Source organism: Actinomadura sp. 21ATH (assembly GCF_041951345.1).
Lineage (GTDB): Bacteria > Actinomycetota > Actinomycetes > Streptosporangiales > Streptosporangiaceae > Spirillospora.
This window is the reverse complement of record NZ_JBGNUR010000010.1, coordinates 168220-190690: the sequence shown is the minus strand read 5'-3', so window position 1 is coordinate 190690 and position 22471 is coordinate 168220. Positions and strand designations below refer to the sequence as shown.

Genomic DNA, 22471 nt, shown 5'->3' with positions numbered 1-22471 from the left:
TCGAGGGATCGCCGGAGGCTAGAAGAACCCGCAGGTGGGGGCGGATCCGCTCGGGGCGGGAGCGGTGTCGGCCCCGGCGGGCGCGTAGATCTCCAGCCGGATCCCGTCGGGGTCGGTGAAGAAGATCCCGCCGGAGGAGACGCCTTCGCCGTGCGGGACGACCCCGTCGTGGGCGAACTCCGCGCCCAGCTCGCGCAGCACCCGCTCGGCGGCCTTCACCTCCTCGATCGTCTCGACCTGGAACGACAGGTGGTGCAGGCCCGCCGCCCGGGTCTGGAAGGCGGCGTCGCTCTGCTGCCACAGGGCCACCACCAGCCGCCCGTCCCGTCCCAGGAAGGCCCAGCGGCGGCCGTCCTCCTTGCCCTCGGCCTGCACCTCGAGCCCGAAGACGCGCTCGTAGAAGGGCAGGGACCGATCGACGTCGGTCACGTTCACGCCCACGTGCCCCGTCCGCAGGGTCTTGATGGCGACCGTCTCCATGACACACCTCGCAGTCCCGGGCGTTCCCGCCCGAATCGACCTAACTTGCTAAAGAAAGATAGAGGGTTAGAAGGTGATCGTCAACCGGCTAAGTTGCGATAGCCGGGTAGAATGACGGCGTGCAGGCGAACCATGGATCCGAAGGGCGGGTCGCGGCGGACCCGCGCCCGCTCGTCGGCGAGCCGCTGTGCCTCGATCTGATCAATACGCGGTGGGTGGACGGCGGCGCCCGCCACGATCTGCTCGACTCCACCGGCGGGCTGGCCGTCTGGCTGCGCTCGGCCGGGCTGGACGGCCGCGCGACCGCCGACCGGGCGACGCTCGACGCCACCGTCGAGACTCGCGACGTCCTTCTCGCACTCCTGGAGCAGCGCTCGTCCCCCGAGGCGACGGAGGCGCTCAACCGGATCCTCGCGCGCGGGGCGCTGCACCACAGGCTCGGTTCCGACGGCCCCGAGGACCATGCGCGGACCGACGACCCCGCGTGGCTGCCGTCCTGGCTCGCCGCCGCCGACTACCTACGGCTCCTGGCCGACAGCCCCGGCCGCGTCAAGCCCTGCTCGCACCCCGACTGCATCCTGTACTTCCACGACACCACCAAGAACGGCACCCGCCGCTGGTGCTCCATGGCCATCTGCGGCAACCGCGCCAAGGCCGCCCGCCACTACGAACGCAGCAAGACCGGCCCGTGAACGCGTGAAAGCCGGCCATCGCCATGGCGATGACCGGCTGCCGGAGCGTGCGGGGCTTACGGGGCCAGCCGGGCGGCCGCTCCGGTCTCCAGGGCGGTCCACACGGCGCTGTCCGGGCCGATGGCGATGCCGTGGGGTTCCGATGACGGGGTGGGCAGGTCGTACTCGGTGATCGTCCCGGCGGGGGTGACGCGTCCGACGCGGTTGGCGCCCCATTCGGTGAACCAGAACTCTCCGGAGGGCGCCGCGGCGATGGCGTGGGGCTTGACGTCCCGGTCGGGCAGCGGGAACTCCTGGATCGTGCCGTCCACACCGATCCTGCCGATCTGTCCCGCGGCGATCTCCACGAACCACACCGCATCGTCCGCCCCGCACGCGATGCCCACCGGTGCCGCGCCGGCGGTGGGCACCTGGTGGAGCGTCACCCCGCCGTCGAGGCCGATACGGCCGACGGCGTCGGCCTGGTTCAGGGTGAACCACAGCGCCTCGTCGGGACCGGCGGTGATCATCGAGGGGAACGCGCCCTGGACGGGCAGCGGGAAATGGGTGATCCGGCCGTCGGTGGTGACGCGGCCGATCCGGTCGGTGTTCATCTCGGTGAACCACAGGGCGCCGTCCGGGCCCGCGCAGATCCCGAAGGGACCGCTACCGGACTCCGGCAACGCGAACGCCGTGAGGGTCCCATCAGTGGCGATCCGGCCGATGTGGTGATCGGCGGACCGGGTGAACCACAGCGCCCCGTCCGGGCCGGCGGTGATGATGCTCGGCCTGCACTCCGCCGGTCCCGCGGGATACCGGCTGAGTTCGCCGTCCACGGCCAGGCGGGCGATCTCGCCGCTGTGGACGAGGGTGAGCCACAGCGCGCCGTCGGGACCGGCCGTGATGCCGTAGGGGCCCGCCTTCGCGTCCGCGACCGGGAACTCCCGGATCGGTGAGTGAGCAGACTGCTGCATCGTTGCGCTCTTTCCAGTGCCGGGGCGCTCACCGGTGTCGGGAGCGCGGCGGGTCGTGTGCGGCGGAGCAACTCGTTAACGCGGCGGGCGAGCTCTGCCGGCGGCCGGCCGGGAAGGCCGCGCGGGTCAGCCCTTGGGGCGTTGCTGCTTGAGGCGGAGTTCCTCTTCGCGGACCTCGGCCCGGATGGCCTGCTCACGCTGCAGCCAGTCGGGGTTCTCGGCCTTCAGGTCCTCGATCTCGGCCGTGGTGAGCGGGCCCGTGATGCCGGCGCGGGTCAGGCCCGAGATGGAGACCCGGAGCTTGGCGGCGACGACCTGGCGGGGATGGGGACCCTCGCGGCGCAGGTCGGCGAGCCAGGCGGGCGGGTCGGCTTGGAGCGCGTTCAGCTCGTCCCGGGACACAGGACCTTCCTGGAACTCGGCGGGCGCCGCAGACAGCAGGATCCCCAGCTTCTTGGCCGCGGTCGCCGGCTTCATGGTCTGCGAGGTCTTCGCCTTGGACGTGCTCATGACCTCAAGAGTAGCCAGCGGGAGGGAGCGGCCCGGACGTCACTAGGCTGAGGAGGTGACCAATGGTGAGTTCCGGCTGGCCTACGTACCGGGAGTGACGCCCGCGAAGTGGGCCGGGGTGTGGGCCGAGCGGGTACGGGACGTGCCGCTCCGGCTGGTGCAGACGCCCGCCGCCGACGCCGTCCCCCTGCTGCGGAACGGTGACGTGGACGCGGCGTTCGTACGCCTGCCCGTCGACCGCGAGGGACTCCACGTGATCCCGCTCTACCTGGAGACGACCGTGGCGGTGGTCCCGAAGGACCATGTGGTGGCGGCGGTGGAGGAGGTGGAGCTCGCCGATCTCGCCGACGAGGACGTGTTCGAGCCGCTCGACGAGGTCCTGGTCTGGGACGAACGCCCCGGGGAGCCCGCGTTCACCCGTCCCGAGAGCACCGCCGCCGCGATCGAGCTGGTGGCGTCGGGGGCCGGCATCGTCCTGCTCCCCCAGTCCCTGGCCCGCCTCCACCACCGCAAGGACCTCACCTACCGCCCGGTGACCGACGCCCCCCAGTCCCAGATCGGCCTGGCCTGGCTCGCGCCCGAGACGTCCGACCTCATGGAGGAACTGATCGGCATCGTCCGCGGCCGCACCCCCAACAGCTCCCGCGGGCGCAACGCCCAGCAGCAGCCCGCCACCCGCAAGAAGCCCCAGCGCCAGCGCTCCGCCCCCAAGCGCCGCCCCCAGAAGCGCCGCCGGACGTGAGCCCTGGCCTCACGCCGGTGCCGCCGTCTCCGGCGCGTACGGGGAAGGTGTAGGAACAGCGATCATGGAGTTCTTCTGCTACCACCGTGACCGGCCCGGCTCCCTGGCGCTGCGCGAGGAGCTGATCGAGGCGCACTGGGCCTACATGGACCGGTACGAGCGGGAGCTGATCGCCCGCGGGCCGACGTTCGCCGCCGACGGCCGGACGCCCACCGGCAGCGTCCACATCGTCGACCTGCCCGATCCCGCCGCGGCCCGCGCGTTCGCCTTCGACGAGCCCAACCACCAGGCCGGCGCGTACCGGGACGTACTACTGCGGCGCTGGCGCGACCTGCTCGGACGCACCATGTGGGACTTCACCGGCGAACCGAACGCCGGCGCCCACTACCTGGTGCTCGGCCTCGGCTCCGGACCGGCCGCCGACCTCACCCCACCGGCACCCCAGGACCGGCTGATCGCCTACGGGCCGCTGCTGGCCGACGACGGCACCACCTGGCTGGGCACGGCGGCGCTGCTCCAGGCGGCCGACCCGGACGCGGCGCGCGCCGTCCTGACCCCCGGCCGGTACGCCGACATCGAGGTCCACCCCTGGGAGTTCGGCGGCCGCCGATGACCTCCGGAGCCGCGCTGCGCATCGCCGCCTGCCGGCGAGAGGATCTGGACGCGCTGGAAGAGCACCTGCCCTCACCGAGCGCCACCTCGTACCACGCTCGGCGATTCGCCCGGCAGGCGGCGGGGGCCGGCACGTACCTGGTGGCCTGGCTGGACGGCCGGCCGGCCGGAAACTGCGAGGTCCGCTGGAACGGCTGCGCGGCACCGGAAGTGCGGGCCGTCACGGCGGGCTGCCCGGAGGTGAACGGCCTGCACGTCGTCGATGCGCTCCGATCACGCGGGATAGGCACCGCGCTGATCCGGCGCGCCGAACGGCTGGCGGCCCGGCGAGGCGCGCGGCTCATCGGGCTGGGCGTCGACGATCACGGCAATCCGCGGGCCGCGGCGCTCTACGCGCGCCTGGGGTACCGGCCCACCGTCCGCTATCTGGACCGCTACTCCTACACCGACGACGCCGGCGTTGAGCATCCGGTCGAGGACCCCTGCGTCTTCCTGGTCAAGGACCTCGTTCCCGACCCTGATCAGGACCGGCCGGCGCCCTCCGCCGGCGGCACGGAGTGACGGCCCGCGCCGGGGGGCGGGCTCATGTGCGGTGGTTCCGGTCGAAACGGTCCGCGAGTTCCGTGAGCACCGCGGAACGGTGCGGGTCCTGCCCGGCCTGGACGGCCAGCGTCCGGAGCCGTGGCACGAGCCGCGCGAGCTCGTCGTCCGGCTGCACGGCACGCGACAGCACTCGGACGACCTCGACGTCCTGGTTGGCGAGCGCCTGCGAGAGCGCGCACGCGTCGACCGTCGCGCCTCGATCGATGAGGTCGCGGGCAAGGCCGGCGTCGACGGCGTGCGCGCCGGCCAGCAGGCCGTTCTCCACCGGAACGCCCTGGTCGAGCAGCCACCGGACGGCCGCGGTGGCTCCGCCGCGCAGGGCCACGTCGATCGGGGTCATTCCGTTGCCGACCTCCTCCGCCGGATCGCATCCCAGCTCCACCAGCCGCGCGAGCAGTTCCACGTCGTCGGCGGCCGCCGCCCGGTCCAGGGCCAGCCGCCGGAGCCGGCGCCGCTTCGCCAGCGTGCCCTGCTCCAGTGCGCCCCGCCAGTCGAGCACGGTCGCCCGGACGAGCCGGCGCAGCTTCTCCGCGGCCGTCCGCGCGTGCGGGTCCGCGCGGCCCGCCAGCTCGTCGACGGCGTCACGGAGGTCCGTGCCCGCCTCGACGGCGTCGTCCTCCAGCGTCCAGGGGTCGTGCTCCAGCACCAGTCGCCCGAAGAGCGCGCGCAGGTCATCGGCCAGCCGCCCGACCCGGTCGCCCGTCTGCAACTCCCATCCCGGCGGCAATCCCTGCCGCCAGCAGTCCACGGCACCGTGGTCGGGGCCGGTGGCGGTGTCCACGTAGACGCGTTCGAGGTACTCGAAGCCGCCGATCGGCAGGTGAGCGAGCCGGCCGGACCAGCCGGACCGGTGCTCTTCGGCCAGAGCGCACTCGTGATCGATCCAGCCCCACAGGTCGTGGTAGCCGTCGCTGCCGGGGTGGAACAGCTCGCTGAACGACACCGCGACGTCCTGGCCGCCGATGTCGCCGCGCAGGTCGTAGTCGAGCCGGCCGCCGAACGTGATGCGCCACAGCGCGACGAGCGCTTCGGGCAGCGGCCCGGCACAGCGTTCGGCCACCGCGGCGAGCGCCGCGTCGTCGATCGGCGGCTGCGCGTCCAGCACCAGCCGCCCGGCGAACAGGGCGATGCCGGCCTCGCCGAGAAGCCGGAGTTCGCCGGCGGAGAACAGATCGGGCGGCACGCCGTCCGGTACGACCGTCATCGGCGCAGTCTAGAGGCCGACGCGCCCCCGCACGTCCCGGCCTCGCACTTCACGCGGGCGGCTCCGTACCGCGGTTCATCTTCCGGTCGTGGGATCACTGATCTCGCTGTTCGACCTGGCGGACGACCGCCGGATCTGGACGCCCGGCTCCGGTGTCGTGCCCGGCCTGGTCGTGGCCGGGTCCAGGAGGGTCAGCAGGTCGGCGAAGTCGCCGCCGCGGGCGGCGGTCAGGAAGGCGTCCACCATCCGGTGCCGCTGGAGGCGGCCGGGGTCCGGGGGCGGGGTCGCGCCCCGGACCCGACGGCGTGCCCGGCTGGCCAGCTTCTTCGCGGTCGCCGGGGTACGGTCGACGATCGGCGCGATCTCGTCGAACGGGACCGCGAACATGTCGTGCAGAACGAACGCCAGCCGTTCCGCCGGGCTGAGCGACTCCAGCACCACCAGCAGCGCCCGCCCGACCGAATCGGCCGCGAGCATCCGCTGTTCGGGGTCGGCTCCGTCGATCTGGCCGATCCGTTCCTGCAATGGTTCCTCGCCGCGCCGTTCGCGTGTGCGGAGCATGTCGAGGCAGATCCGCCCGATCACTTTGGTCAGCCAGCCGCCGAGGTTCTCTATTCGCTCGCCCTCGGTCCGGGCGAGCCGCAACCACGTTTCCTGGATCGCGTCATCGGCCTCGGCCCGCGAGCCGAGCATTCGGTAGGCGACCGCCTTGAGATGGGGGCGGTGTTGCTCGAATCGAACAGCCAGGAATTCCGGTGAATGCACCGCATCGAAAGCGTCCGCATATTTTTCGTGAGTTCGCACGTCGTTTCCCCGATCCGTTCTCGACGGAATCACTTTCCTCTGGGCCGGAGGGGCGATCAATGCGCACTTGTGCAAGGATCGTGAAGCCACACTTAACGACGGGGGCGTTCATGCTGGAGCGACACGAGCTGGAGGCGTTCCTCACGCTGGCCGAGGAGCTGCACTTCGGGCGTACGGCCGAGCGGCTGCACGTGTCCACCGCCCGCATCAGCCAGACCATCGCCAAGCTGGAACGCCGGGCGAACGTGCCGCTGTTCGACCGCACCAGCAGGCGGGTGGAGCTGTCGACGGCGGGGCGGCAGCTCTATGAGGAGGTCCGCCCCGCCTGGGATCAGATCACCGCCGCGTTCGAGCGGACGATCGACACCGGCCGCGGCATCTCCGGCACCCTCCGGGTCGCCTTCGTCGCGGCGGCCAGCGGGCAGCTGCTCGTCCGGGCCGCCGACCTGTTCCGCGAGCGCCACCCCGAATGCGACGTCCAGCTCCGCGAGGCGCAGATCATCGACCCCATACCGTGGCTGCGCGACGGCGAGATCGACATCGTCCTGGGCACCCTTCCGGTCGATGAGCCCGGCATCACCAGCGGCCCGGTGCTGCTGTCCGAGCCGCGCCTGCTCGCCGTCTCCACCGCCCACCCCTTCGCCCGCCGCGAGTCGGTGGGCATGGAGGACCTGGCGAGGGTCAGGCTCATCCAGCTGCCGGAGAGCCTTCCCGCCACGATGCGCGCGGACCGTACCCCGCGCACCACCCCCGCCGGACGCCCGATCGAACCCGGCCCGAAGGCCGCCACCTTCAACGAGGTGCTCACCCTCATAGGCGCCGGGCGCGGCGCCTTCACGGTCGGCGCGCAGGCCCCGCGCTACTACCCGCGCCCCGACGTCGCCTACGTCCCGTTCAGCGACGCGCCGCCGCTGCGCTGGAGCCTGCACTGGCGGACGGACCGCACCACGGCCAGCGTGCGCGCCTTCGTGCAGGCCGCCCACGACCTCACCGGCCGCTGACCGCCCGCGCCGTCAGCCCAGGGTGATGTCGAAGGCGCGGAGGCGGTCCGGGGCGGCGGTGATGTCGATCGCGGTGATCGCGGAGCCGGCGAAGGTGAAGCGGATGACCACCGAGAGCCGGCCGAGCGGGGCCATGATCAGCGCCGGGTCGCCGTCCACCACGGCCGGGACGGTGAAGCGGGCGCGGGCGGCCGAGGCGACGGCGCTCCTGGCCACGACCAGGGCGCCCTGGAGGGTGAGCGGCCTGGCGGCGCCGGTGACCTCCGGGTCGGCGCGCAGCTCGACCTGGGGATCGAGCAGCGTCAGCAGCGCCTCGAAGTCCCCGGTACGGGTCGCCGCCAGGTACGCCCGCACCGCGTGGTCGCGGCGGCCCGCGTCCGCGGTCTCCGTCCCTCCGCCGCGCCGGACCTTCGCGCGGGCCCGGCTGGCCAGCTGCCGGACCGCCGCCGTGTTGCGCTCCATCATGTGCGCGATGTCGTCGAAGGCCACGTCGAACATGTCGTGCAGGACGAACGCGACCCGCTCCGCCGGGCTCAGCCGGTCGAGGACGACCAGCAGCGCCAGCCCGATCGAGTCGGCCAGCTCGGCCTCCTCCTGCGGGACGCGGTCGTGGTCGGCCGCGCCGAGCCAGTCGGCGGTGAAGCCGTCCAGCGACTCCTCGCGCCGGGTCTGCCGGGCCCGCAGCAGGTTGAGGCAGACCCGGGTGACCACCGTGGTCAGCCAGGCCGCCGGGTTCCGCACCTCCGCCAGGTCGGTGCGGTCGTACCGCAGCCAGGCCTCCTGGACGGCGTCGTCGGCCTCGGCGGCGGAGCCGAGCATCCGGTAGGCCAGCGCCCGCAGCCGGGGCCGCTCGGCCTCGAATCTGTCCAGGGCCGAAGAATTTCGAATCACCGTGTCACGTTCCTGCGCCGGGCCGGGTCGTAGCCGTGTTGCACCGTCAACCTACAAGAGGGAGATCGGCCCATGTCCTCCACCATCCTCGTCACCGGCGGCACCGGCGTTCTGGGCGCGCGGGTCGTTACGCTCCTGCGGCGGGCCGGGCACCCGGTCCGGGTGCTGAGCCGGCACGACCGCGAGCCCGCCGACGGCGTCCAGTACGTGGCGGTCGACCTGATGACCGGCGAGGGCCTGGACGCGGCGCTGGAAGGGGTACGGACCGTGCTGCACCTGGCGGGCGGCCCCAAGGGCGACGACGTCAGCACCCGCAACCTCGTCCAGGCCGCCCAGCGCGCCGGCACCGTGGAGCACCTGCTGCTGATCTCGGTGGTCGGTGCCGACGCGGTGCCGGTCGGCTACTTCGCCCGCAAGGCCGAGGCGGAGAAGATCGTGGCCGCCTCCGGGATCCCGTACACGATCCTGCGGGCCGCGCAGTTCCACGAGCTGACGCTGAAGACCGTGCGGGCGATGGCCAAGGCGCCGGTGCTGCCGGCGCCCGGCGGGATCCGCTGGCAGCCGGTCGCCTCCGGCGACGTGGCGGAACGGCTGGCCGAGCTGGCGCTGGGCGCCCCGGCGGGGCGCGTCCCGGACCTGGTCGGGCCGCGCGTGTACACGCTGGAGGAGCTGCAGCGCGCCTACCTGGCCACGGTGGGAAAGCGCCGGATGAGGTTCCCGGTCCGCGTCCCCGGCAAGATCGGCAAGGCGTACCGGTCCGGGGCCAACCTCAGCCTGGACGCCCCCACCGGCACGCACACGTGGGAGGAGTTCCTGCGCGCCCAGACCGCCGGCTCCTAGGCGCCCCGTCCGAGCGGTCCGCGGGCCGGATCCGAACGAGGGCCCGCGCCTCTCCCCTGCTCCGGCCCGCCCTGGAACAGATCGTTCCCGGCCTGCGTCGGATGGCGAACCCAGTGATCGGAGAGGACGACGTGACGCACGACGGAGTGCCGCCGCCGCTGGCCGACCCACCGTGGAGGCGGCGGCTGCGGGAACACGAGGCGGCGGTGGCGGCGCGGCGCAGGGCCCGCGGAGGCGTCCCGCGGGTGGACGGTCTGGAGGCGCCCGGCGGACGCCTGATCGTCTGGGCCCCCGGGGAGCGGCGGACGTGGCTGGCCCCGTTCGAGCGCCCGGCCGCGGTCGACGGCGGCTGGGAGGAGGCCGTCCGGAGGTACGTGGACGGGGAGCTCACCGACGCGCGGAGCCAGGCGGCCGTGTTCGGGCTGGCGCCCGAGGAACTCGTCCGCCCGCTGCTGCCGGACTGGCGGCCGGCGCTCACCGAGGAGACCGGGAAGGCGCTGGCGGCGCGCTTCGGGACCGATGTCCATCACATCGTGTTCGCGAACGCGAAGGCCAAACCCTACCGGCTGGGGCCCGTCCTCATGCCGTTCCGGGACGTCGAGGTCGCGCGGCTGATGGCGGACTGGCTCCACCGGCTCAAGTCGGCCCGCGACATCGCCCGCGAATGGCTGCTCCGGCACGTCCATCGGCACGCCCGCCAGCCCGGGCGGCGCGACGCCGCCGCGGACCGGCTCGCGCACGCGGCCCGGTCGCGCGGCCTGGCGCTGCCCCCGGAGGAGTCATGACCCGCGGGCCGGCGGCTTCGGCGACCCGGTCACGATCTCGGAGGTCCTGGTGGACCTCGCGGCCCTGACGTAATCGCGATCAGCGGATGGACGAGCATGTGGAGGCATCCTTGACGGCGCACGACGAGCATCGGCGCGCGGTGGACGAGCTGTGCGCGGGATGGGCGGACCGGGCCGCCCGGGCGGACCGGGGCGAGGCCGAGCGCGGCGTGTCCGAGCTGTACCGGGACGCCGGGCTCAGGCCGCCCGAGGTGTTCGTCTGGCTGGACTCCCCCGTCGCGGGCGCGGTGGCGGCGTGGACGCTCGCGCACGGCCACGCGCACCCGCGCCTCGCCGGGCTTCCGGGGGCGCGCACGGCATGGGCCGAGGCGGGCGCGGCCCCGCGCGGAACACCGCTCGGCAGCGGCCCGGACGCATACGACCTCGCCGAAGAGGCCGCGAGGCGCATCGGCCGGGAATCGTGGCACCGGCTCCAGGACGGCATCGCGCGGCAGGTCACCCGGCCCACCTGGGCCATGTCCAGCGGCGTCGTCCAGCAGTGGCGGCTGCAGGCGGCCGGCGCGGGCGATCCCGCGTACCTCGAACGGGTGCGCGCCGACGTCGCCGCGCGGCTCATCGAGGACCTGCCGCCACTGTTCCCCGCGAGCGAACGGGACGCCGTGCGCGGCGCGCTCCGGCCGCACGGCGCCGCGCCGCGTCCCACCGCCGGGCAGTGGGAGGAGGTCTGGCGGTCGGCGCGCCGGCCCGGCGACCCCGCGCCGATCATCTCGGCGGCCCTGCTGGCGACGCTCGGCGCCACGATCCCCGAACCGGTCGGCGCGCTGGCGCGGATCGTCCCGGCCGCCGGATGGTGGTGGGCGCTCGACGGCGCGGCGATCCTCACGCCGCCTCCGGCCGAGCTGCACCTCGACGCCCGCGGGGTGCCGCACCGCGCGGACGGCCCGGCGGTACGGTTCGCGGACGGCCTCGCGCACCACTTCTGGCATGGCCACCTGGTGCCGTCCGACCTGATCGTCCCCGGGTGGAGCGCCGCCGACATCGCGGCGGCCTCGGACGGCGAGCTCCAGGAGAGGGCCGCGCGGCGGCTGGGTCCCGAGTCGTACACCGGGCGGCTGCCCGCCCGGCACGTGGTCCCGGACCTGCGGCGCTGCGCCGCCGAGCGGATGGGCTGGGGCCGGTTCGCCGCCGAGGCCGCGCTGCCCCGGGTGGCGGGCCCCGTCGCCGTTCCGGACGAGCCGGGCGCGACGCTGGCGCTGTACGACGTCCCCGAAGCGGTGTTCGGCCGCCCGGCCCGCGTCGTGGTCCACTCCGACGGGACCGGGCGGCCCGTCCCCGCGGACGCCGGCGACCCGGTGGCGGCCGCGGCATGGCTCGGCGACGGTTCCGGCGCCGCGCCCGAGCCGGCGCTGCTCCGCCGGATCCGGCAGGACCCCGGGCTGACCGACCTCATGGCGGGCCTGGACTTCGACCTCGCCCGCGACGAGCACGTGGAGGAGGTCCACCTGGCCTGCGGCGCCCGGCTGGAGCCGATCGGCGGCCACGGCACCGGCGGCACCTACTTCCTGTGCGGCGACGCTCCCCGGCGCCCGGTGCTGTACGCCGATTCCGAGGGCGGCGCGGAGGTGCTCGGCCGCGACCTGGCCGAGGCCCTGGAACTGATCGTCAGCGCCCATCCCGACGGCCGCGACCCCGAGGAGGCCGACGAGGAGGCGGCCGACGCGCTCGGCCTGACTCCGCTGGGACCGGAGGAGTACCGGGCCCGCCGGCAGGCCGGCCACGCCCTGGCGGCCGCCCTCACCCTGATCATGACCGTGGAGGGCAACGCCTACGAGTACCGCCCCGGCACCTGGTTCCGCTGCTGACGGACGGCCCCGTTCCCGCACCGACATGACGGGCCACGCCGGCGCCTTATGATTGCGCGATGTCGCTCGCAGCGCGCTGGACCCGGCTGCTGATGGTCGTGTCGGCGGCCGGCTTCGCCGGCGCGGCCTACGCCATTCGCGCCATGATGGACGGGCCCGTCGAACAGTACTCAGGCGCCGCCCTGTCCGCGGCCATCGTCTACGCGATAGCGGTCTTCGTCTGGCCGCCGGTCTCTCCCCTGGTCGCCGGCGGTGCCACGATCGCGTACTGCTGGTTCATCGAGTTCGCGCAGCTCACCCCCGTACCGGCGGCGATCTCCCAGCGCAGCTGGTTCGCGCGCCAGCTGCTGGGCGCCCAGTTCGACCTCGTCGACGTCCTCTGGTACCCCGCCGGCGCCATCGCGCTGGCCGCCGCGCATCGGTACGTGCGTGCCCGCGGCCGTTCCCGGGCACGGCCTTCACTCGCCGAGTCCTGAGGGCCGGGCCGGGCCACGGTCACACCCACACGTAGTTGTCGTCGGTGACGGCGGGCAGGGCGGCATCGGCGAGTGCGGCGGACGGGCTGGAGAGCGCGGCGAGCGCCGTACCGATCGGCGGGTAGATCGGCAGGTCGGCCGTCGCGCGGTGGTCGATCCACTGGATCAGGCCGACCTCGTGACCGCCGGGGACCTCGTCGTACTCCCGGGTGGTCAGCCCGGCGCGGACCTCGGGGGTGACGTGGATCCGGTAGATCAGGTGCAGCTTGCGCGGCGGCGGGGTGGCCCCGGGGCGGGTGACCATCTGGTCGACGACCCAGAGCAGCTCCGGCCGGCCTGCGAGGGGGCGAGGTCGAGTTCCTCGGCCAGCTCGCGCCGCAGCGCCGCCAGCAGGTCCTCACCGTGCTCGACATTGCCGCCGGGCGGGCTGAAGTGGGTCGACCCGGGCCGGTCGCGGCGGATCAGAGCGACCTCGTCCCCGCAGAACACCAGCGCGCCGACACGGATCTTGATGCGGGCGAACGGCGACGCCGTGGATGCTGCCATGGCATCAGTATCGGCCCCGCTGATCGGTTCTCAGTCGAGGAAGAGGGCGGCGAGGCGCGGGAGGTGGCGGCGCATCGCGTCGTCGTCCTCGACGTCCCAGCCCTCGCCGGCCGGCTCGTCGGGACGGTTCATCGCGCGCACGCCGGCCTCCACGGCCGCGTCGAAGGCGGCGGTCTCGCCCTGCGATCTCCGGTACGCGTCCTCGATCGGGTAGCCCAGCGACTCGAAGCCCACCCAGCCGCTCTCCTCGCGGCTCATCCGGACGACCACCGGCAGGTCCGCGAGCGAGTCGGGGTCGACCACGGCCCGGGTGAACGTGTCCCGGCCGAGCAGGATCAGGCCGTCGCGGAAGTCCATGAAGCCGTCGTCCCCGCAGCCGCCCTCGATGAGGTAGGCGGCGTTCCACAGCGGGCGCCGGTACGCGGAGTCGGCCACCTCGACCGCCTTCAACCGGAAGTCGATGATCTCCACCGGCTCCAGCGCGGCGAGGACGTCCGTCAGCGCGCCGGGCAGGGGGTCGTCGGGACGGTTCCGGTCATCGGCCCGCTCACCGACCGCGGTGCGCGCCCGCTCGATGAGGTCCCACCAGTCGTCGATCCGCATGGCCAGGGAGCCTAGCCCCGGCCCGGAGGACGGGCGCGCGACTTTCGCTCGGCGATCGTTTGGGACACGATTAGGCAGACCTAACATGCGTCCGAACAGGGCACCGGACGCGATGAAGGCGGTCATGGTGCGACAGATCAGGCGCGGCGCGGGGCACGAAGAGAACGCCGCGCTCCTCGGACGGGACGCGGAGCGCTCAGTCGTCGATCAGAATCTCGCGGCCGTCGGCACCGGCGAGAGCCGCGTGCTCGTGATGCACGGCGCCCCGGGAGTCGGGAAGTCGGCGCTCCTCGGGTACGCGGAGGGCGCGGCGGCCGGCATGCGCGTACTCCGCGCGGTCGGCGTCGAGTCGGAGATGGAGCTGCCGTACGCCACGCTGCACCAGCTGTGCGCGCCGCTGCTGGACCGGCTGGAGCACCTTCCGGCGCCGCAGCGCGCCGCGCTGGAGACGGTGTTCGGGCTGCGGGCGCAGGCGCCTCCCGAACGGTTCCTGGTCGGGCTGGCGGTGCTCAGCCTGCTGTCGGACGCCTCGGAGCAGCGGCCGCTGCTGTGCGTCGTCGATGACGCGCAGTGGGTCGACCACGCCTCGTTGCAGGTCCTGGGTTTCGTGGCCCGCCGGCTGCTGGCGGAGTCGGTCCTGCTTCTCTTCGGGACGCGGGAGCGCTCCCAGGCACTGCTCGGCCTCCCCGAGCTGGAGATCACCGGCCTCAGCGACGCCGACGCGCACACGCTGCTGGACTCGGTCACGTTCGGCCGCCTCGACCAGCACGTGCGCGCTCGGATCGTCACCGAGACCAGGGGCAATCCCCTGGCCCTGCTGGAACTGCCGCGCGGGCTGACCGTGACGCAGCTGGCGGGCGGGTTCGGGCTGCTGCGCGCGGACACGCTGCCGAGCCGGATCGAGGAGAGCTTCCTGACCCGCATCGCCGGCCTGCCCGAGCAGGCCCGGCTGCTCCTGCTGATCGCCGCGGCCGAACCGGTCGGCGACCCCGCCCTGGTCTGGGGGGCCGCCGGGCGGTTCGGCGTGACGCCGGCGGAGGCGCTCGTCGACGGTACGCGGGAGTGGCTGACGCTGGACACGAACGTGACGTTCCGGCATCCGCTCGTGCGGTCGGCGGTGTACCGGTCGGCGGCCAAGGAGGAGCGCCGGGCCGTGCACCTGGCGCTGGCGGAGGTCACCGACCCGCGGAACGAGCCCGACCGCCGCGCCTGGCACCTGGCGGCCGCGGCGGCCGCGCCCGACGAGTCGGTGGCCACGGAACTGGAGCGCTCCGCCGACCGGGCGCAGGCGCGCGGCGGGCTGGCCGCGGCGGCGGCGTTCCGGCAGCGCTGCGCGGCGCTGACCGTCGACGCGTCCCGCCGGGCCGAGCGCGCGCTGGCGGCCGCGGACGCCACGCTCCAGGCCGGCGACCTGGAGACCGCGCGCCGGTACACCGAGGTCGCCGACCGTACCGCCCGGGACGAGTTCCAGCGCGTCCGGGCGCAGCTGCTGCGGAGCCACATCACGTTCGCGGCCGGCCTCAACCAGGAGGCGCCGCCGCTGCTGCTGGCCGCCGCGCGGCGGCTCGAACCCTTCGACATGGACCTGGCGCGCGAGACGTACCTGATCGCGTGGGGCACCGCGGGGCTGATCGCCGCGCACTCCGACAGCCTGATGGCGATCTCCAAGGCGATGCGGGCGCTCCCGCCTCCGGCGGGGACCCCGCACGCCCTCGACCTGGTGCTCGAAGGCTACGCGCTGCTCGTCACCGAGAGCCGGGCCGCGGCCGTGCCCGTACTCCAGCGGGCGGTGGCGGCGCTCGCGGACCTTCCGGTGCGCGAGGTCCTGAAGTGGGGCTGGGTGGCCAACGCCGTCAGCGCGGCCGTCTGGGACGACCGGGCCATGCGCGTCATCGTCGGCCGGGTCGTCGAGGGGGTGCGCGCCGCCGGCGCCCTGACCGAGCTGCCGTTCTGCCTGACGTCGCTGGGGATCGCGGTCTCCTGGACCGGGGACTTCACCGCCGCGGACGCGATCGTCGCGGAGATCGAGGACGTCTCGGCGGCGACGGGCGTCCCCATCGCGCCGCACGTCGAGCTGAGGCTGAGCGCGCTGCGGGGGCGGGCCGCCGAGGCCGAGGCGCTGATCGCCGCCACGATCGAGGAGGCCGGCGCGGGCGGCCAGCTGATGGGGGTCACGGTCGCCCAGTGGGCGGCCGCGGTCCTCTACAACGGCCTCGGCCGCTACGAGCAGGCGCTGGCGGCGGCCCAGGTATGCACCCGGATGGCCGAACTGTGGGTGTCGGTCTGGGCGCTGCCCGAACTCGTCGAGGCGGCGGTGCGCGCCGGCGACGACGCGGCCGCCCGCGCGGCGCTCGACGACCTGGCGGACGCGGCGGAGTCGGCCGGCACGGACTGGGCGCTCGGCGTCCTCGCCCGTTCCCGCGCCCTGCTGAGCGACGGCACCGCCGCGCGGGAACTCCACCGCGAGGCGATCGAGCGGCTGAGCCGCACGGAGCTGCGCCCGGAGGTCGCGCGCGCCCACCTGCTGTACGGCGAGTGGCTGCGCCGGGACCGGCAGCGCGCCCAGGCGCGCGAACACCTGCGGACCGCGCACGACCTGTTCCTGTCGATCGGGATGGAGGCGTTCGCCGAACGGGCCCAGCGCGAGCTGCTCGCCACGGGCGAGAACGTCCGCGCCCGCACCGCGAGGCCGCAGTCCGGCGAGGAGCTGACACCGCAGGAACGGCAGATCGCGCTGCTCGTCAGCGACGGCCTGTCCAATCCGGAGGTCGGCAGCCGGCTCTTCCTCAGCCCGCGTACGGTCGAGTGGCACCTGCGCAACATCTTCGCCAAGCTCTCGATCAGCTCCCGCGTGCAACTGCGCGACGTCGTGGCGACGACGGCGCCAACGAAGAACGGCCCGTCTTGACCGGGCGTCCGGCTGGAGGAGCACCGCCCCCATGAGCGGGCCGACGCGGGTGCCAGATGACGAGCATGTTCGGCTGGACCGGATCGTCGGCAAGCTGGCGGTGGCGAGGGCGAGTCCGGTGGCCGCCGAGGCGTTCGGCGCGTGGGCGCACGGGTTCGAGCTCGGGGCGCCGCTGCCGGAGGCCGTGGTGGGCGGGTTCGAGGAGCGGCACGGCGTCGCGCTTCCCCGCGGGTATCGGCTGTTCGTCACCGAGCTGGGCGACGGCGGCGCCGGGCCCGGTACCGGGATCTACCGCCTGAACGCCTCGTGCTGCGCGTACCGGCGGTCGGGACACCTCGCGCGGCCCAGCCCGTACCGCCCGGGACCGCGCCGCCTCGGCGACTGGGAGCAGCGGCACGAGGACCCGCCGGGACCCGATCGGACCTTCCTGCCCGGCACGCTGGAGATCGCCGGCCACGGATGCTCCCTCGCCACCCGGCTCATCGTGACCGGACCGGCACGGGGACGGCTGATCAACCTCGATCACGACGGACCGCTCGGCCCGTACGTGGTCGAGGACGCCGGCTTCCTGGCCTGGTACGAACGGTGGCTGGACGAGGCCATCGCCGGCTACGACGTCGGCTGGTTCGGCGAGCGTCTCCCGCTGGGGGAAGCCGAGCTGGTCACCGTTCTCAAGGAGGATCCGAGCCCCGAGCGGCGGGCACGCGCCGGTGAGTCGCTGCTGGGATCGCCGGCCGTCGGCGATGACTGCTGGGCTGCGCTGACCGAGGCCATGACCGCCGACGTGGACCCTGCCGTGCGCGCCAAGATGTGGGAACTGCTGCGTTGGCCGAGGCACCAGGACCGGCACCCTCTCGCCGGCGCCGAGACGATCGCGGACGACATCGCGCGGTACGCCAGGGCGCGTACACCTCCGGCTCTCGACGCGCTCGCCCTCCTGCGGAGGCTGACCCTTGACGACGTGCTGCCGGAACTGGAACGCGGGGATATAGAACGGCGCAGGCGAGCGGCCGACCGCCTCACCTGGTGCCTCGGGCAGGAGGACTCCCGGCAGGACCTGCTGGAGGAGGTGACCGGAAGGCTGCTGGACGACCCGGACGCGCTCGTTCGTTCGCACGGCGTCGCCGTGGCCGACCGGTTCGGCCTCGTCCGGCTGCACCCGCGGCTGCGCGAACTACAGGATTCCGATCCTGATCCCTGGGTGCGGCACCGCGTTCACTCGTGCCTTTCCGAGCAACGGCCCGGCTTCCTCAGCCCAGCGGCCCCGGAGTGGATCGACGAGCCTCCGTTCTGACGAGTTCGGCGCGCAGCTCGCCGTAGGTGGGAGCGAGGGCGCGCAGGGAGCCGGCGGCGGCGGGGAAGTCGCCGGTGACCAGGGAGTACTGGAGCGAGCCGATCAGCCGGGCCTGGCGGGACATGACGGCCGCCGCGGCGGCATGCCCGATCCGCTGGAGGCAGGTGGCCGCGTCCGTCACGCGCCTTGCGCCGACGCGGACCGCGAAGTGGACGAGATGCTCGCGCCATTCCTCACCGCGACCGGATTCGAGCAGCGCGGCAAGGGCGGCAGCGGCAGCGGCATTGCCGAGGCTGCCCGGCGGCATGGGGTGGCCAGAGTCGGCGCCGAGCCAATCGATGGCGCCGGGAATGGACGCGCCGATGACGTCCTCGACGCCGACCGACGCGACCTGGATGAAATTCGTACGCATGGTGTACGGCTCGCCGTAGTCGATGCCGTCTCCCCGCCATGCCTCCATGAAATCGGCCACCGGAAGCTGCGCGTAGGGATACCCCTGAGGGTCGTGCAGCAGCACGCGCTCGCCGTCGACGCCGAGGACGAGAGCGTAATGGTCCGCGCCGATCGGCCCGGTCTTGCCCGGCTGGTAGCGCAGGTACCCCATCTCGACGGGGCCGACCATGACCGGGCCGTCCCCCAGGGCCGAGGTGAGGCGGTCGAGCGCCGCGCCAAAGCCGCCCCCGCTGTTTTTCTCGGCGGTCCAACCGAGACTGGCCAACGCCCTCTCGATACCGATCTCAGGGTTCCATCCATAAGGGTCGAAGAAAGGCATCGTACCGCCGACCATTTGCATACCGAACGGGCTGCCGGTCGCGACCTCGATGACCGCCGCCGGAGGAGCACCATCGCCCATCATCATCGCGAGAGAATTGGAGTAGCAATACGGCCCTGAGCCCACATAAGAAAAACTCGCCACCGCATGACCATCCCATTTTTCAGCGAAATATGCCAACTGCGCGCCGGATAGGCGCGGTTCCGTCGGCCCGGCCCCTCCCCTGCCGGAGGGCAGGGGAGGGAGAGCCGAGGTCAGCGCCTCAGATCGCCCAGGTCGACGGCATCCGCCATGGCCTCATAACCGGCGGGACTCGGGTGGATGAGGTCGCCCATGTGCAGGCCGTCCGGGATGCGGCCGGTGCCGGTCGGATCGAGCGCGCGGTCGAAGTCGGCGACGGCGTCGTACGCGCCGCTGGTACGGATCCAGTGGTTGACCTGCCGGCGGATCTCCTCACCGCCGGCCGTCCAGCCCGCCGATCCCCGGTACGGGGTGAGGGTGCCGCCGATGACCTTGACGCCGCGGGCTCGGGCGGCGCTGATCAGCGTGCGGTGGCCGTCGATGAGGCGCTTCGCGGTGACCGGCGGGTCGTCGCGGTCGACGCCGCACATCCGGTCGTCGGGAAGCTGGATGTCGTTGATGCCGATCAGCACGATCGCGGTGCCGAGGCGCGGCTGCCCGAGAACGTCCCGGGCGAACCGGGAGACTCCGGCGTCGCCACCGCAGGCCGAGTCGCTGAGCAGCTTGTTGGAGCCGATCCCGGCGTTCAGCACCGGGTGAGGGCGTCCGGCGGCGAGCAGGCGCTCGGCGAGCGCGTCGGGGTAGCGGTCGTCGCCGTCGATGGTCGCCCCGAACCCATCGGTGATCGAATCCCCGAACGCGACGACGGCGCGCGGCTGAGGACGTCCGCCGGACGTCTCCACGCCCTCCAGGTAGTACCAGGAGCCGAAACCCGGCTCGATCCTGTCGGTGTACGCGGCGCCGGCCGTGTCGCGGTGATGGTCGCCGGCCGCGCGGTAGGTGGTGGTCATCGACAGCTGGTGGTGCGTGGTCGGACCGGTGGCCCCCTTGAAATACAGCGTGATCGTGAGCTGTTCGCGGGCCTTGGTCGGGAGGGTGACCGGGTCGCTGACAGTCCGTCCGCGCGCGGGAATCGTCGTGGACGTGGAGCCGTCGAAGCGCAGCGGCCGGATCGTACCCGGCCGGACGGCCGCACCGGTGGCGGTACGACCCACGCTGGCACCGGTGATGCGCAGGGGCGCGGCGCCATAGGCGTTGGACAGCCGGATCCGCACCTTGGCGCCGCCGGAGCCGACGCGGACGATCTGCCGTACCGACTGGTCGGCGAAGCCCTGCTCGGCCCAGGTGGCGAACCAGGGGGAGCCGGACGGCCGCATCGCCGCCGCCGTCCACGCGCCGTTCCAGGTGGTGCGCGTCTCAGCGGTCGCGGGCGGCGCCGCGGCCAGGGACGCGGCCGCAGCGGCCGCGACCACGGACGCGCGAACCTTGGGTGAGGACATGATCGAACGCTCCTTATTTCCAAGTGGTCGAGTAGTCGGAACGGGAACCGGTGGACGTGGAGCCCTGGACGACTCACCACCCCCATGACCAATGGGCCCTGTGGCGCTGGAGGCGGCCATGCAGGCCGAGAACGGCACGAGCCCACCCCCGCGACGCCGCCAAGCGAGCAGGTCCGGTGCCGCTAGGGCAGAGCACCGACGAACAGGCCGCCGCAGTGCCCCGGCAACAGAGCAACGCGAGCTGACGAACGCGACGCCCTAGCAGCAGAGCGACCGCGAGAAAGCCGACGTGGTGCTCTGACAACAGCACGCCGACGAGCACGCCGACGAGCACGCCGACGCAGTGGTCTCGCGACGAGTAGGCCGACGCGGTGCCCTCGCATCAGGGCGGCTGCAGGAAGCCGACGCGGTGCGCTTCAAGTCGGGCGGCGGTAAGGAAGTCGCTGCTCGCGTGCGTCCAGGCCAGTCGGCCGCCGTCTCGGGGCGCCCCCGGGTTGACTCGTGGCGTGTCGCGTGTTTCTTGCGGCCGCTGGAGGTGGACACGCCACGAGTCAACTGGTGGGGGCATGCGCGGTCAGGCGGCGGGGGTCGTGCGCCACTGGTCGGCGGGGGAGACTCCGGGCAGCGGCCGGCCGATGAGGGCGAGCGGGATGAAGAAGTTGACCTGCCCGATCACCATGGCCAGCGTGGCCAGCGCCGCGGGGTCGTAGTGCTCGGTCGCCCGCGCGTACAGGTCGTCGGAGACGCCCTTGCCGCGCGAGGCGGGCGCCAGCACGGCCTCCACCAGTTCCAGCGCCACCCGCTCGGCGTCGCTGAAGTAGGGGGCGTCCTTCCAGGACGCCACGGCGGTGATCTTCTCCTCCGACACGCCCGCGCGGCGCAGGTTGCCGGTGTGCAGGACCGTCAGGTAGGTGTTCTCCACCAGCTGCCCGGCCCGCAGGTGGACCAGGCCGACGGTGCTCCGCGCGACCGCGCCGTTCCCGACGAGCTTGAACAGGGCGGCGGCGACATCGCCGAGCTCGGGAACCAGCTGCTGGGGGTCGGAGAACCGGGAGGTGACGGCGTCGAGGTCGATGGCGGTCTCGCTCATGGAAGTGGTCCCTTCGGTGCGGCGGGCCGTTCGCGCCCGCCTTATCGGCTCGTTCACCGCACTGACGGCTCGGACGGCGCCGACGTGACCGGTCGAGACGGATTTCTTCGCAGATTTTGGGCCGGCCTTGTTCTGCAGCCAGTGATCTGGACCCCGTCCACTGTGTACGGTACGGTTTCGTTTCGGATACGGGGGGGGTGGCGGCATGGTGGGGAATCGCGGTACGGCGCGGGAGGAGGCGATCCTCCACGCCACGCTCGAACTGCTGGCCGAGGTCGGCTACGACCGGATGACGATGGACGCGGTCGCCGCCCGCGCCAAGGCGAGCAAGGCGACGATCTACCGGCGGTGGCCCGACAAGGCCGGCCTCGTCGTGGCGGCGGTGCGGCGGCACGCGGGGACCGCCGCGCGGGCGCCGGCCGACACCGGGTCGCTGCGCGGCGACGTGCTGGCGGTGCTGGAGGTCATGCGGGCGAGCCTGACCGGGCAGGACGCCGCGCTGCTGCTCGGCCTGATCGCCGCGATGCGCCGCGACGCCGAGCTGGCGCGGACGGTGCGCGGCCAGGTCCTCGACGACAAGCAGGAGGTCTTCGGCCAGGTGCTGGAGCGCGCGGTGGAGCGCGGCGAGCTGGCGCCCGGGGCCGGCCACGGCATGTTCGCCGAGATCGTGTCGGCGCTGCTGTTCTCGCGGCTGTTCATCACCGGGGAGCCGCTGGACGGGGCGTTCCTGACCCACCTGGCCGACGACGTGCTGCTCCCCCTGCTCGACCACCACCGTTCGGCTCGACGCTAGGGGCGCGGCCGGGAGCCAGGAGGACGCGCCGACCGTCTTAAATACATGGTCTGGAGAACCCCCCTCGTGCCCCGGCTCCTGAACTGCGTGCTGGGAGTGGTCCTGATGCTCGCGAGCTTGTCCCTGTTCGCGCCCAGGGCGCTGGCCGCCGATCCCGACGCGAGCAGCGCCGTGCCCGCCGCGCTCGGCGTACTGCTCTTCCTGGCGGGCGTCACCCTCGCCGTGCGCGCCTACCGGCTGGGTGTGGAGATACGGGACGGCCAGGTCGTCCTGAGAGGCGTGCTCAGGACGACCCGGATCCCGCGCGAGGCGGTCACGCACGTCGACGTCCACGAGGCAACGCTGGTGTGGCGGCGGCCGGACGGGACGGTGCGCCGGACCAAGGTCGCCGCGTTCACCGCCCGGGAGAACAGCCCGTCCGACGTGCGCGAGTTCAACCAGCGGACCATGAAGGAGATCCGGAAGGCGATCAAGGGACGCTGATCCCGCG

At 73.4% G+C, this 22471-nt stretch carries 25 protein-coding genes; 13 read left to right on the top strand and 12 right to left on the bottom strand.

What is annotated here, in order from left to right:
- Window positions 1-18 precede the first annotated feature (18 nt).
- On the bottom strand, window positions 19-480 hold the full coding sequence (locus tag ACA361_RS27040) for a VOC family protein (RefSeq protein ID WP_375016311.1): 462 nt from the start codon (window positions 478-480) through the stop codon (window positions 19-21).
- Window positions 481-599: 119 nt separating this feature from the next.
- Here ACA361_RS27040 and ACA361_RS27035 point away from each other — a divergent pair, with 119 nt between their 5' ends.
- Window positions 600-1172, top strand: a complete 573-nt coding sequence (locus ACA361_RS27035) for a CGNR zinc finger domain-containing protein (RefSeq protein ID WP_375016310.1) — start codon at window positions 600-602, stop codon at window positions 1170-1172.
- Window positions 1173-1228: 56 nt separating this feature from the next.
- Here the strand turns inward: ACA361_RS27035 and ACA361_RS27030 are convergent, their stop codons facing one another.
- Together ACA361_RS27030 and ACA361_RS27025 are read right to left on the bottom strand one after the other, a co-directional pair.
- Window positions 1229-2125, bottom strand: coding sequence for a virginiamycin B lyase (locus ACA361_RS27030; protein ID WP_375016309.1), 897 nt, complete (start codon window positions 2123-2125; stop codon window positions 1229-1231).
- A gap of 126 nt (window positions 2126-2251) precedes the next feature.
- Entirely contained in the window at window positions 2252-2635 is a 384-nt protein-coding gene (locus tag ACA361_RS27025; RefSeq protein ID WP_375016307.1) for a DUF5997 family protein, read from the bottom strand.
- 55 nt (window positions 2636-2690) lie between these two features.
- Between ACA361_RS27025 and ACA361_RS27020 the strand changes: the two genes are divergently transcribed.
- From ACA361_RS27020 to ACA361_RS27010, 3 genes are all read left to right on the top strand, one after another.
- The gene (locus tag ACA361_RS27020; protein ID WP_375016305.1) at window positions 2691-3377 is read left to right on the top strand and encodes a LysR family transcriptional regulator substrate-binding protein; all 687 of its coding nucleotides are present in this window, start codon (window positions 2691-2693) and stop codon (window positions 3375-3377) included.
- Between the two features lie 64 nt (window positions 3378-3441).
- Window positions 3442-3990: a YciI family protein gene (locus ACA361_RS27015; protein WP_375016303.1), complete on the top strand. Its 549-nt coding sequence runs from the start codon at window positions 3442-3444 to the stop codon at window positions 3988-3990.
- The gene (locus tag ACA361_RS27010; RefSeq protein ID WP_375016301.1) at window positions 3987-4550 is read left to right on the top strand and encodes a GNAT family N-acetyltransferase; all 564 of its coding nucleotides are present in this window, start codon (window positions 3987-3989) and stop codon (window positions 4548-4550) included. The genes ACA361_RS27015 and ACA361_RS27010 overlap by 4 nt, the downstream gene beginning before the upstream one ends.
- A gap of 22 nt (window positions 4551-4572) precedes the next feature.
- Here the strand turns inward: ACA361_RS27010 and ACA361_RS27005 are convergent, their stop codons facing one another.
- Window positions 4573-5796 (bottom strand): ankyrin repeat domain-containing protein, encoded by a 1224-nt coding sequence (locus ACA361_RS27005; protein ID WP_375016299.1) that lies wholly within the window; start codon window positions 5794-5796, stop codon window positions 4573-4575.
- Between the two features lie 75 nt (window positions 5797-5871).
- Entirely contained in the window at window positions 5872-6561 is a 690-nt protein-coding gene (locus tag ACA361_RS27000; RefSeq protein WP_375016473.1) for a sigma-70 family RNA polymerase sigma factor, read from the bottom strand.
- A 149-nt stretch (window positions 6562-6710) separates the two neighbouring features.
- Between ACA361_RS27000 and ACA361_RS26995 the strand changes: the two genes are divergently transcribed.
- A complete protein-coding gene (locus ACA361_RS26995) occupies window positions 6711-7601 on the top strand; it encodes a LysR family transcriptional regulator (protein ID WP_375016297.1) in 891 nt (296 codons plus the stop codon).
- 12 nt (window positions 7602-7613) lie between these two features.
- On the opposite strand, the gene ACA361_RS26990 is transcribed toward ACA361_RS26995, so the two are convergent.
- Window positions 7614-8492 carry a sigma-70 family RNA polymerase sigma factor gene (locus tag ACA361_RS26990; protein WP_375016296.1) on the bottom strand — a complete coding sequence of 293 codons (879 nt, stop codon included), beginning with the start codon at window positions 8490-8492 and terminating at the stop codon, window positions 7614-7616.
- 72 nt (window positions 8493-8564) lie between these two features.
- Between ACA361_RS26990 and ACA361_RS26985 the strand changes: the two genes are divergently transcribed.
- From ACA361_RS26985 to ACA361_RS26970, 4 genes are all read left to right on the top strand, one after another.
- Window positions 8565-9332: an SDR family oxidoreductase gene (locus ACA361_RS26985; protein WP_375016294.1), complete on the top strand. Its 768-nt coding sequence runs from the start codon at window positions 8565-8567 to the stop codon at window positions 9330-9332.
- 131 nt (window positions 9333-9463) lie between these two features.
- Window positions 9464-10117, top strand: coding sequence for a hypothetical protein (locus ACA361_RS26980; protein ID WP_375016292.1), 654 nt, complete (start codon window positions 9464-9466; stop codon window positions 10115-10117).
- An 86-nt stretch (window positions 10118-10203) separates the two neighbouring features.
- A complete protein-coding gene (locus tag ACA361_RS26975; RefSeq protein ID WP_375016290.1) occupies window positions 10204-11979 on the top strand; it encodes a DUF6745 domain-containing protein in 1776 nt (591 codons plus the stop codon).
- A gap of 59 nt (window positions 11980-12038) precedes the next feature.
- Window positions 12039-12455, top strand: coding sequence for a DUF2809 domain-containing protein (locus tag ACA361_RS26970; protein WP_375016288.1), 417 nt, complete (start codon window positions 12039-12041; stop codon window positions 12453-12455).
- A 19-nt stretch (window positions 12456-12474) separates the two neighbouring features.
- Here the strand turns inward: ACA361_RS26970 and ACA361_RS26965 are convergent, their stop codons facing one another.
- From ACA361_RS26965 to ACA361_RS26955, 3 genes are read right to left on the bottom strand one after another with little or no spacing between them, the layout of a single operon-like run.
- Window positions 12475-12759, bottom strand: coding sequence for a hypothetical protein (locus tag ACA361_RS26965; RefSeq protein ID WP_375016286.1), 285 nt, complete (start codon window positions 12757-12759; stop codon window positions 12475-12477).
- Window positions 12711-13001, bottom strand: a complete 291-nt coding sequence (locus tag ACA361_RS26960) for an NUDIX hydrolase (RefSeq protein ID WP_375016283.1) — start codon at window positions 12999-13001, stop codon at window positions 12711-12713. Before ACA361_RS26960 ends, ACA361_RS26965 begins: the two co-directional genes overlap by 49 nt.
- Window positions 13002-13031: 30 nt before the next feature.
- Entirely contained in the window at window positions 13032-13604 is a 573-nt protein-coding gene (locus ACA361_RS26955) for a DUF4240 domain-containing protein (protein WP_375016281.1), read from the bottom strand.
- 124 nt (window positions 13605-13728) lie between these two features.
- On the opposite strand from ACA361_RS26955, the gene ACA361_RS26950 reads away from it, so the two are divergent.
- Both ACA361_RS26950 and ACA361_RS26945 read left to right on the top strand, forming a co-directional pair.
- Window positions 13729-16512 (top strand): AAA family ATPase, encoded by a 2784-nt coding sequence (locus tag ACA361_RS26950; RefSeq protein WP_375016278.1) that lies wholly within the window; start codon window positions 13729-13731, stop codon window positions 16510-16512.
- A 31-nt stretch (window positions 16513-16543) separates the two neighbouring features.
- Window positions 16544-17806, top strand: coding sequence for a hypothetical protein (locus ACA361_RS26945; RefSeq protein ID WP_375016276.1), 1263 nt, complete (start codon window positions 16544-16546; stop codon window positions 17804-17806).
- Here the strand turns inward: ACA361_RS26945 and ACA361_RS26940 are convergent.
- The 3 genes from ACA361_RS26940 to ACA361_RS26930 all read right to left on the bottom strand — a co-directional run bounded on the left by ACA361_RS26940 (window position 17763) and on the right by ACA361_RS26930 (window position 21188).
- Window positions 17763-18665, bottom strand: a complete 903-nt coding sequence (locus ACA361_RS26940) for a hypothetical protein (RefSeq protein WP_375016274.1) — start codon at window positions 18663-18665, stop codon at window positions 17763-17765. The two genes, ACA361_RS26945 and ACA361_RS26940, sit on opposite strands and share 44 nt — an antisense overlap.
- A gap of 167 nt (window positions 18666-18832) precedes the next feature.
- Window positions 18833-20098 carry an SGNH/GDSL hydrolase family protein gene (locus tag ACA361_RS26935; protein WP_375016272.1) on the bottom strand — a complete coding sequence of 422 codons (1266 nt, stop codon included), beginning with the start codon at window positions 20096-20098 and terminating at the stop codon, window positions 18833-18835.
- Window positions 20099-20672: 574 nt separating this feature from the next.
- Window positions 20673-21188, bottom strand: coding sequence for a carboxymuconolactone decarboxylase family protein (locus tag ACA361_RS26930; protein ID WP_375016270.1), 516 nt, complete (start codon window positions 21186-21188; stop codon window positions 20673-20675).
- A gap of 205 nt (window positions 21189-21393) precedes the next feature.
- On the opposite strand from ACA361_RS26930, the gene ACA361_RS26925 reads away from it, so the two are divergent.
- Together ACA361_RS26925 and ACA361_RS26920 are read left to right on the top strand one after the other, a co-directional pair.
- The gene (locus ACA361_RS26925; RefSeq protein ID WP_375016269.1) at window positions 21394-21981 is read left to right on the top strand and encodes a TetR/AcrR family transcriptional regulator; all 588 of its coding nucleotides are present in this window, start codon (window positions 21394-21396) and stop codon (window positions 21979-21981) included.
- Window positions 21982-22086: 105 nt separating this feature from the next.
- Entirely contained in the window at window positions 22087-22464 is a 378-nt protein-coding gene (locus tag ACA361_RS26920; RefSeq protein WP_375016267.1) for a hypothetical protein, read from the top strand.
- The last annotated feature ends 7 nt before the right edge of the window (window positions 22465-22471 follow it).

Coding starts and splice junctions, on each gene's coding strand:
- ACA361_RS27040 (WP_375016311.1), bottom strand. CDS start 480: ATGGAGACGGTCGCCATCAAGACCCTGCGGACGGGGCACGTGGGCGTG.
- ACA361_RS27030 (WP_375016309.1), bottom strand. CDS start 2,125: ATGCAGCAGTCTGCTCACTCACCGATCCGGGAGTTCCCGGTCGCGGAC.
- ACA361_RS27025 (WP_375016307.1), bottom strand. CDS start 2,635: ATGAGCACGTCCAAGGCGAAGACCTCGCAGACCATGAAGCCGGCGACC.
- ACA361_RS27015 (WP_375016303.1), top strand. CDS start 3,442: ATGGAGTTCTTCTGCTACCACCGTGACCGGCCCGGCTCCCTGGCGCTG.
- ACA361_RS27010 (WP_375016301.1), top strand. CDS start 3,987: ATGACCTCCGGAGCCGCGCTGCGCATCGCCGCCTGCCGGCGAGAGGAT.
- ACA361_RS27005 (WP_375016299.1), bottom strand. CDS start 5,796: ATGACGGTCGTACCGGACGGCGTGCCGCCCGATCTGTTCTCCGCCGGC.
- ACA361_RS26995 (WP_375016297.1), top strand. CDS start 6,711: ATGCTGGAGCGACACGAGCTGGAGGCGTTCCTCACGCTGGCCGAGGAG.
- ACA361_RS26985 (WP_375016294.1), top strand. CDS start 8,565: ATGTCCTCCACCATCCTCGTCACCGGCGGCACCGGCGTTCTGGGCGCG.
- ACA361_RS26975 (WP_375016290.1), top strand. CDS start 10,204: ATGGACGAGCATGTGGAGGCATCCTTGACGGCGCACGACGAGCATCGG.
- ACA361_RS26970 (WP_375016288.1), top strand. CDS start 12,039: ATGTCGCTCGCAGCGCGCTGGACCCGGCTGCTGATGGTCGTGTCGGCG.
- ACA361_RS26965 (WP_375016286.1), bottom strand. CDS start 12,759: ATGGTCACCCGCCCCGGGGCCACCCCGCCGCCGCGCAAGCTGCACCTG.
- ACA361_RS26960 (WP_375016283.1), bottom strand. CDS start 13,001: ATGGCAGCATCCACGGCGTCGCCGTTCGCCCGCATCAAGATCCGTGTC.
- ACA361_RS26955 (WP_375016281.1), bottom strand. CDS start 13,604: ATGCGGATCGACGACTGGTGGGACCTCATCGAGCGGGCGCGCACCGCG.
- ACA361_RS26950 (WP_375016278.1), top strand. CDS start 13,729: ATGGTGCGACAGATCAGGCGCGGCGCGGGGCACGAAGAGAACGCCGCG.
- ACA361_RS26945 (WP_375016276.1), top strand. CDS start 16,544: ATGAGCGGGCCGACGCGGGTGCCAGATGACGAGCATGTTCGGCTGGAC.
- ACA361_RS26940 (WP_375016274.1), bottom strand. CDS start 18,665: ATGATGATGGGCGATGGTGCTCCTCCGGCGGCGGTCATCGAGGTCGCG.
- ACA361_RS26935 (WP_375016272.1), bottom strand. CDS start 20,098: ATGTCCTCACCCAAGGTTCGCGCGTCCGTGGTCGCGGCCGCTGCGGCC.
- ACA361_RS26930 (WP_375016270.1), bottom strand. CDS start 21,188: ATGAGCGAGACCGCCATCGACCTCGACGCCGTCACCTCCCGGTTCTCC.
- ACA361_RS26925 (WP_375016269.1), top strand. CDS start 21,394: ATGGTGGGGAATCGCGGTACGGCGCGGGAGGAGGCGATCCTCCACGCC.
- ACA361_RS26920 (WP_375016267.1), top strand. CDS start 22,087: ATGCTCGCGAGCTTGTCCCTGTTCGCGCCCAGGGCGCTGGCCGCCGAT.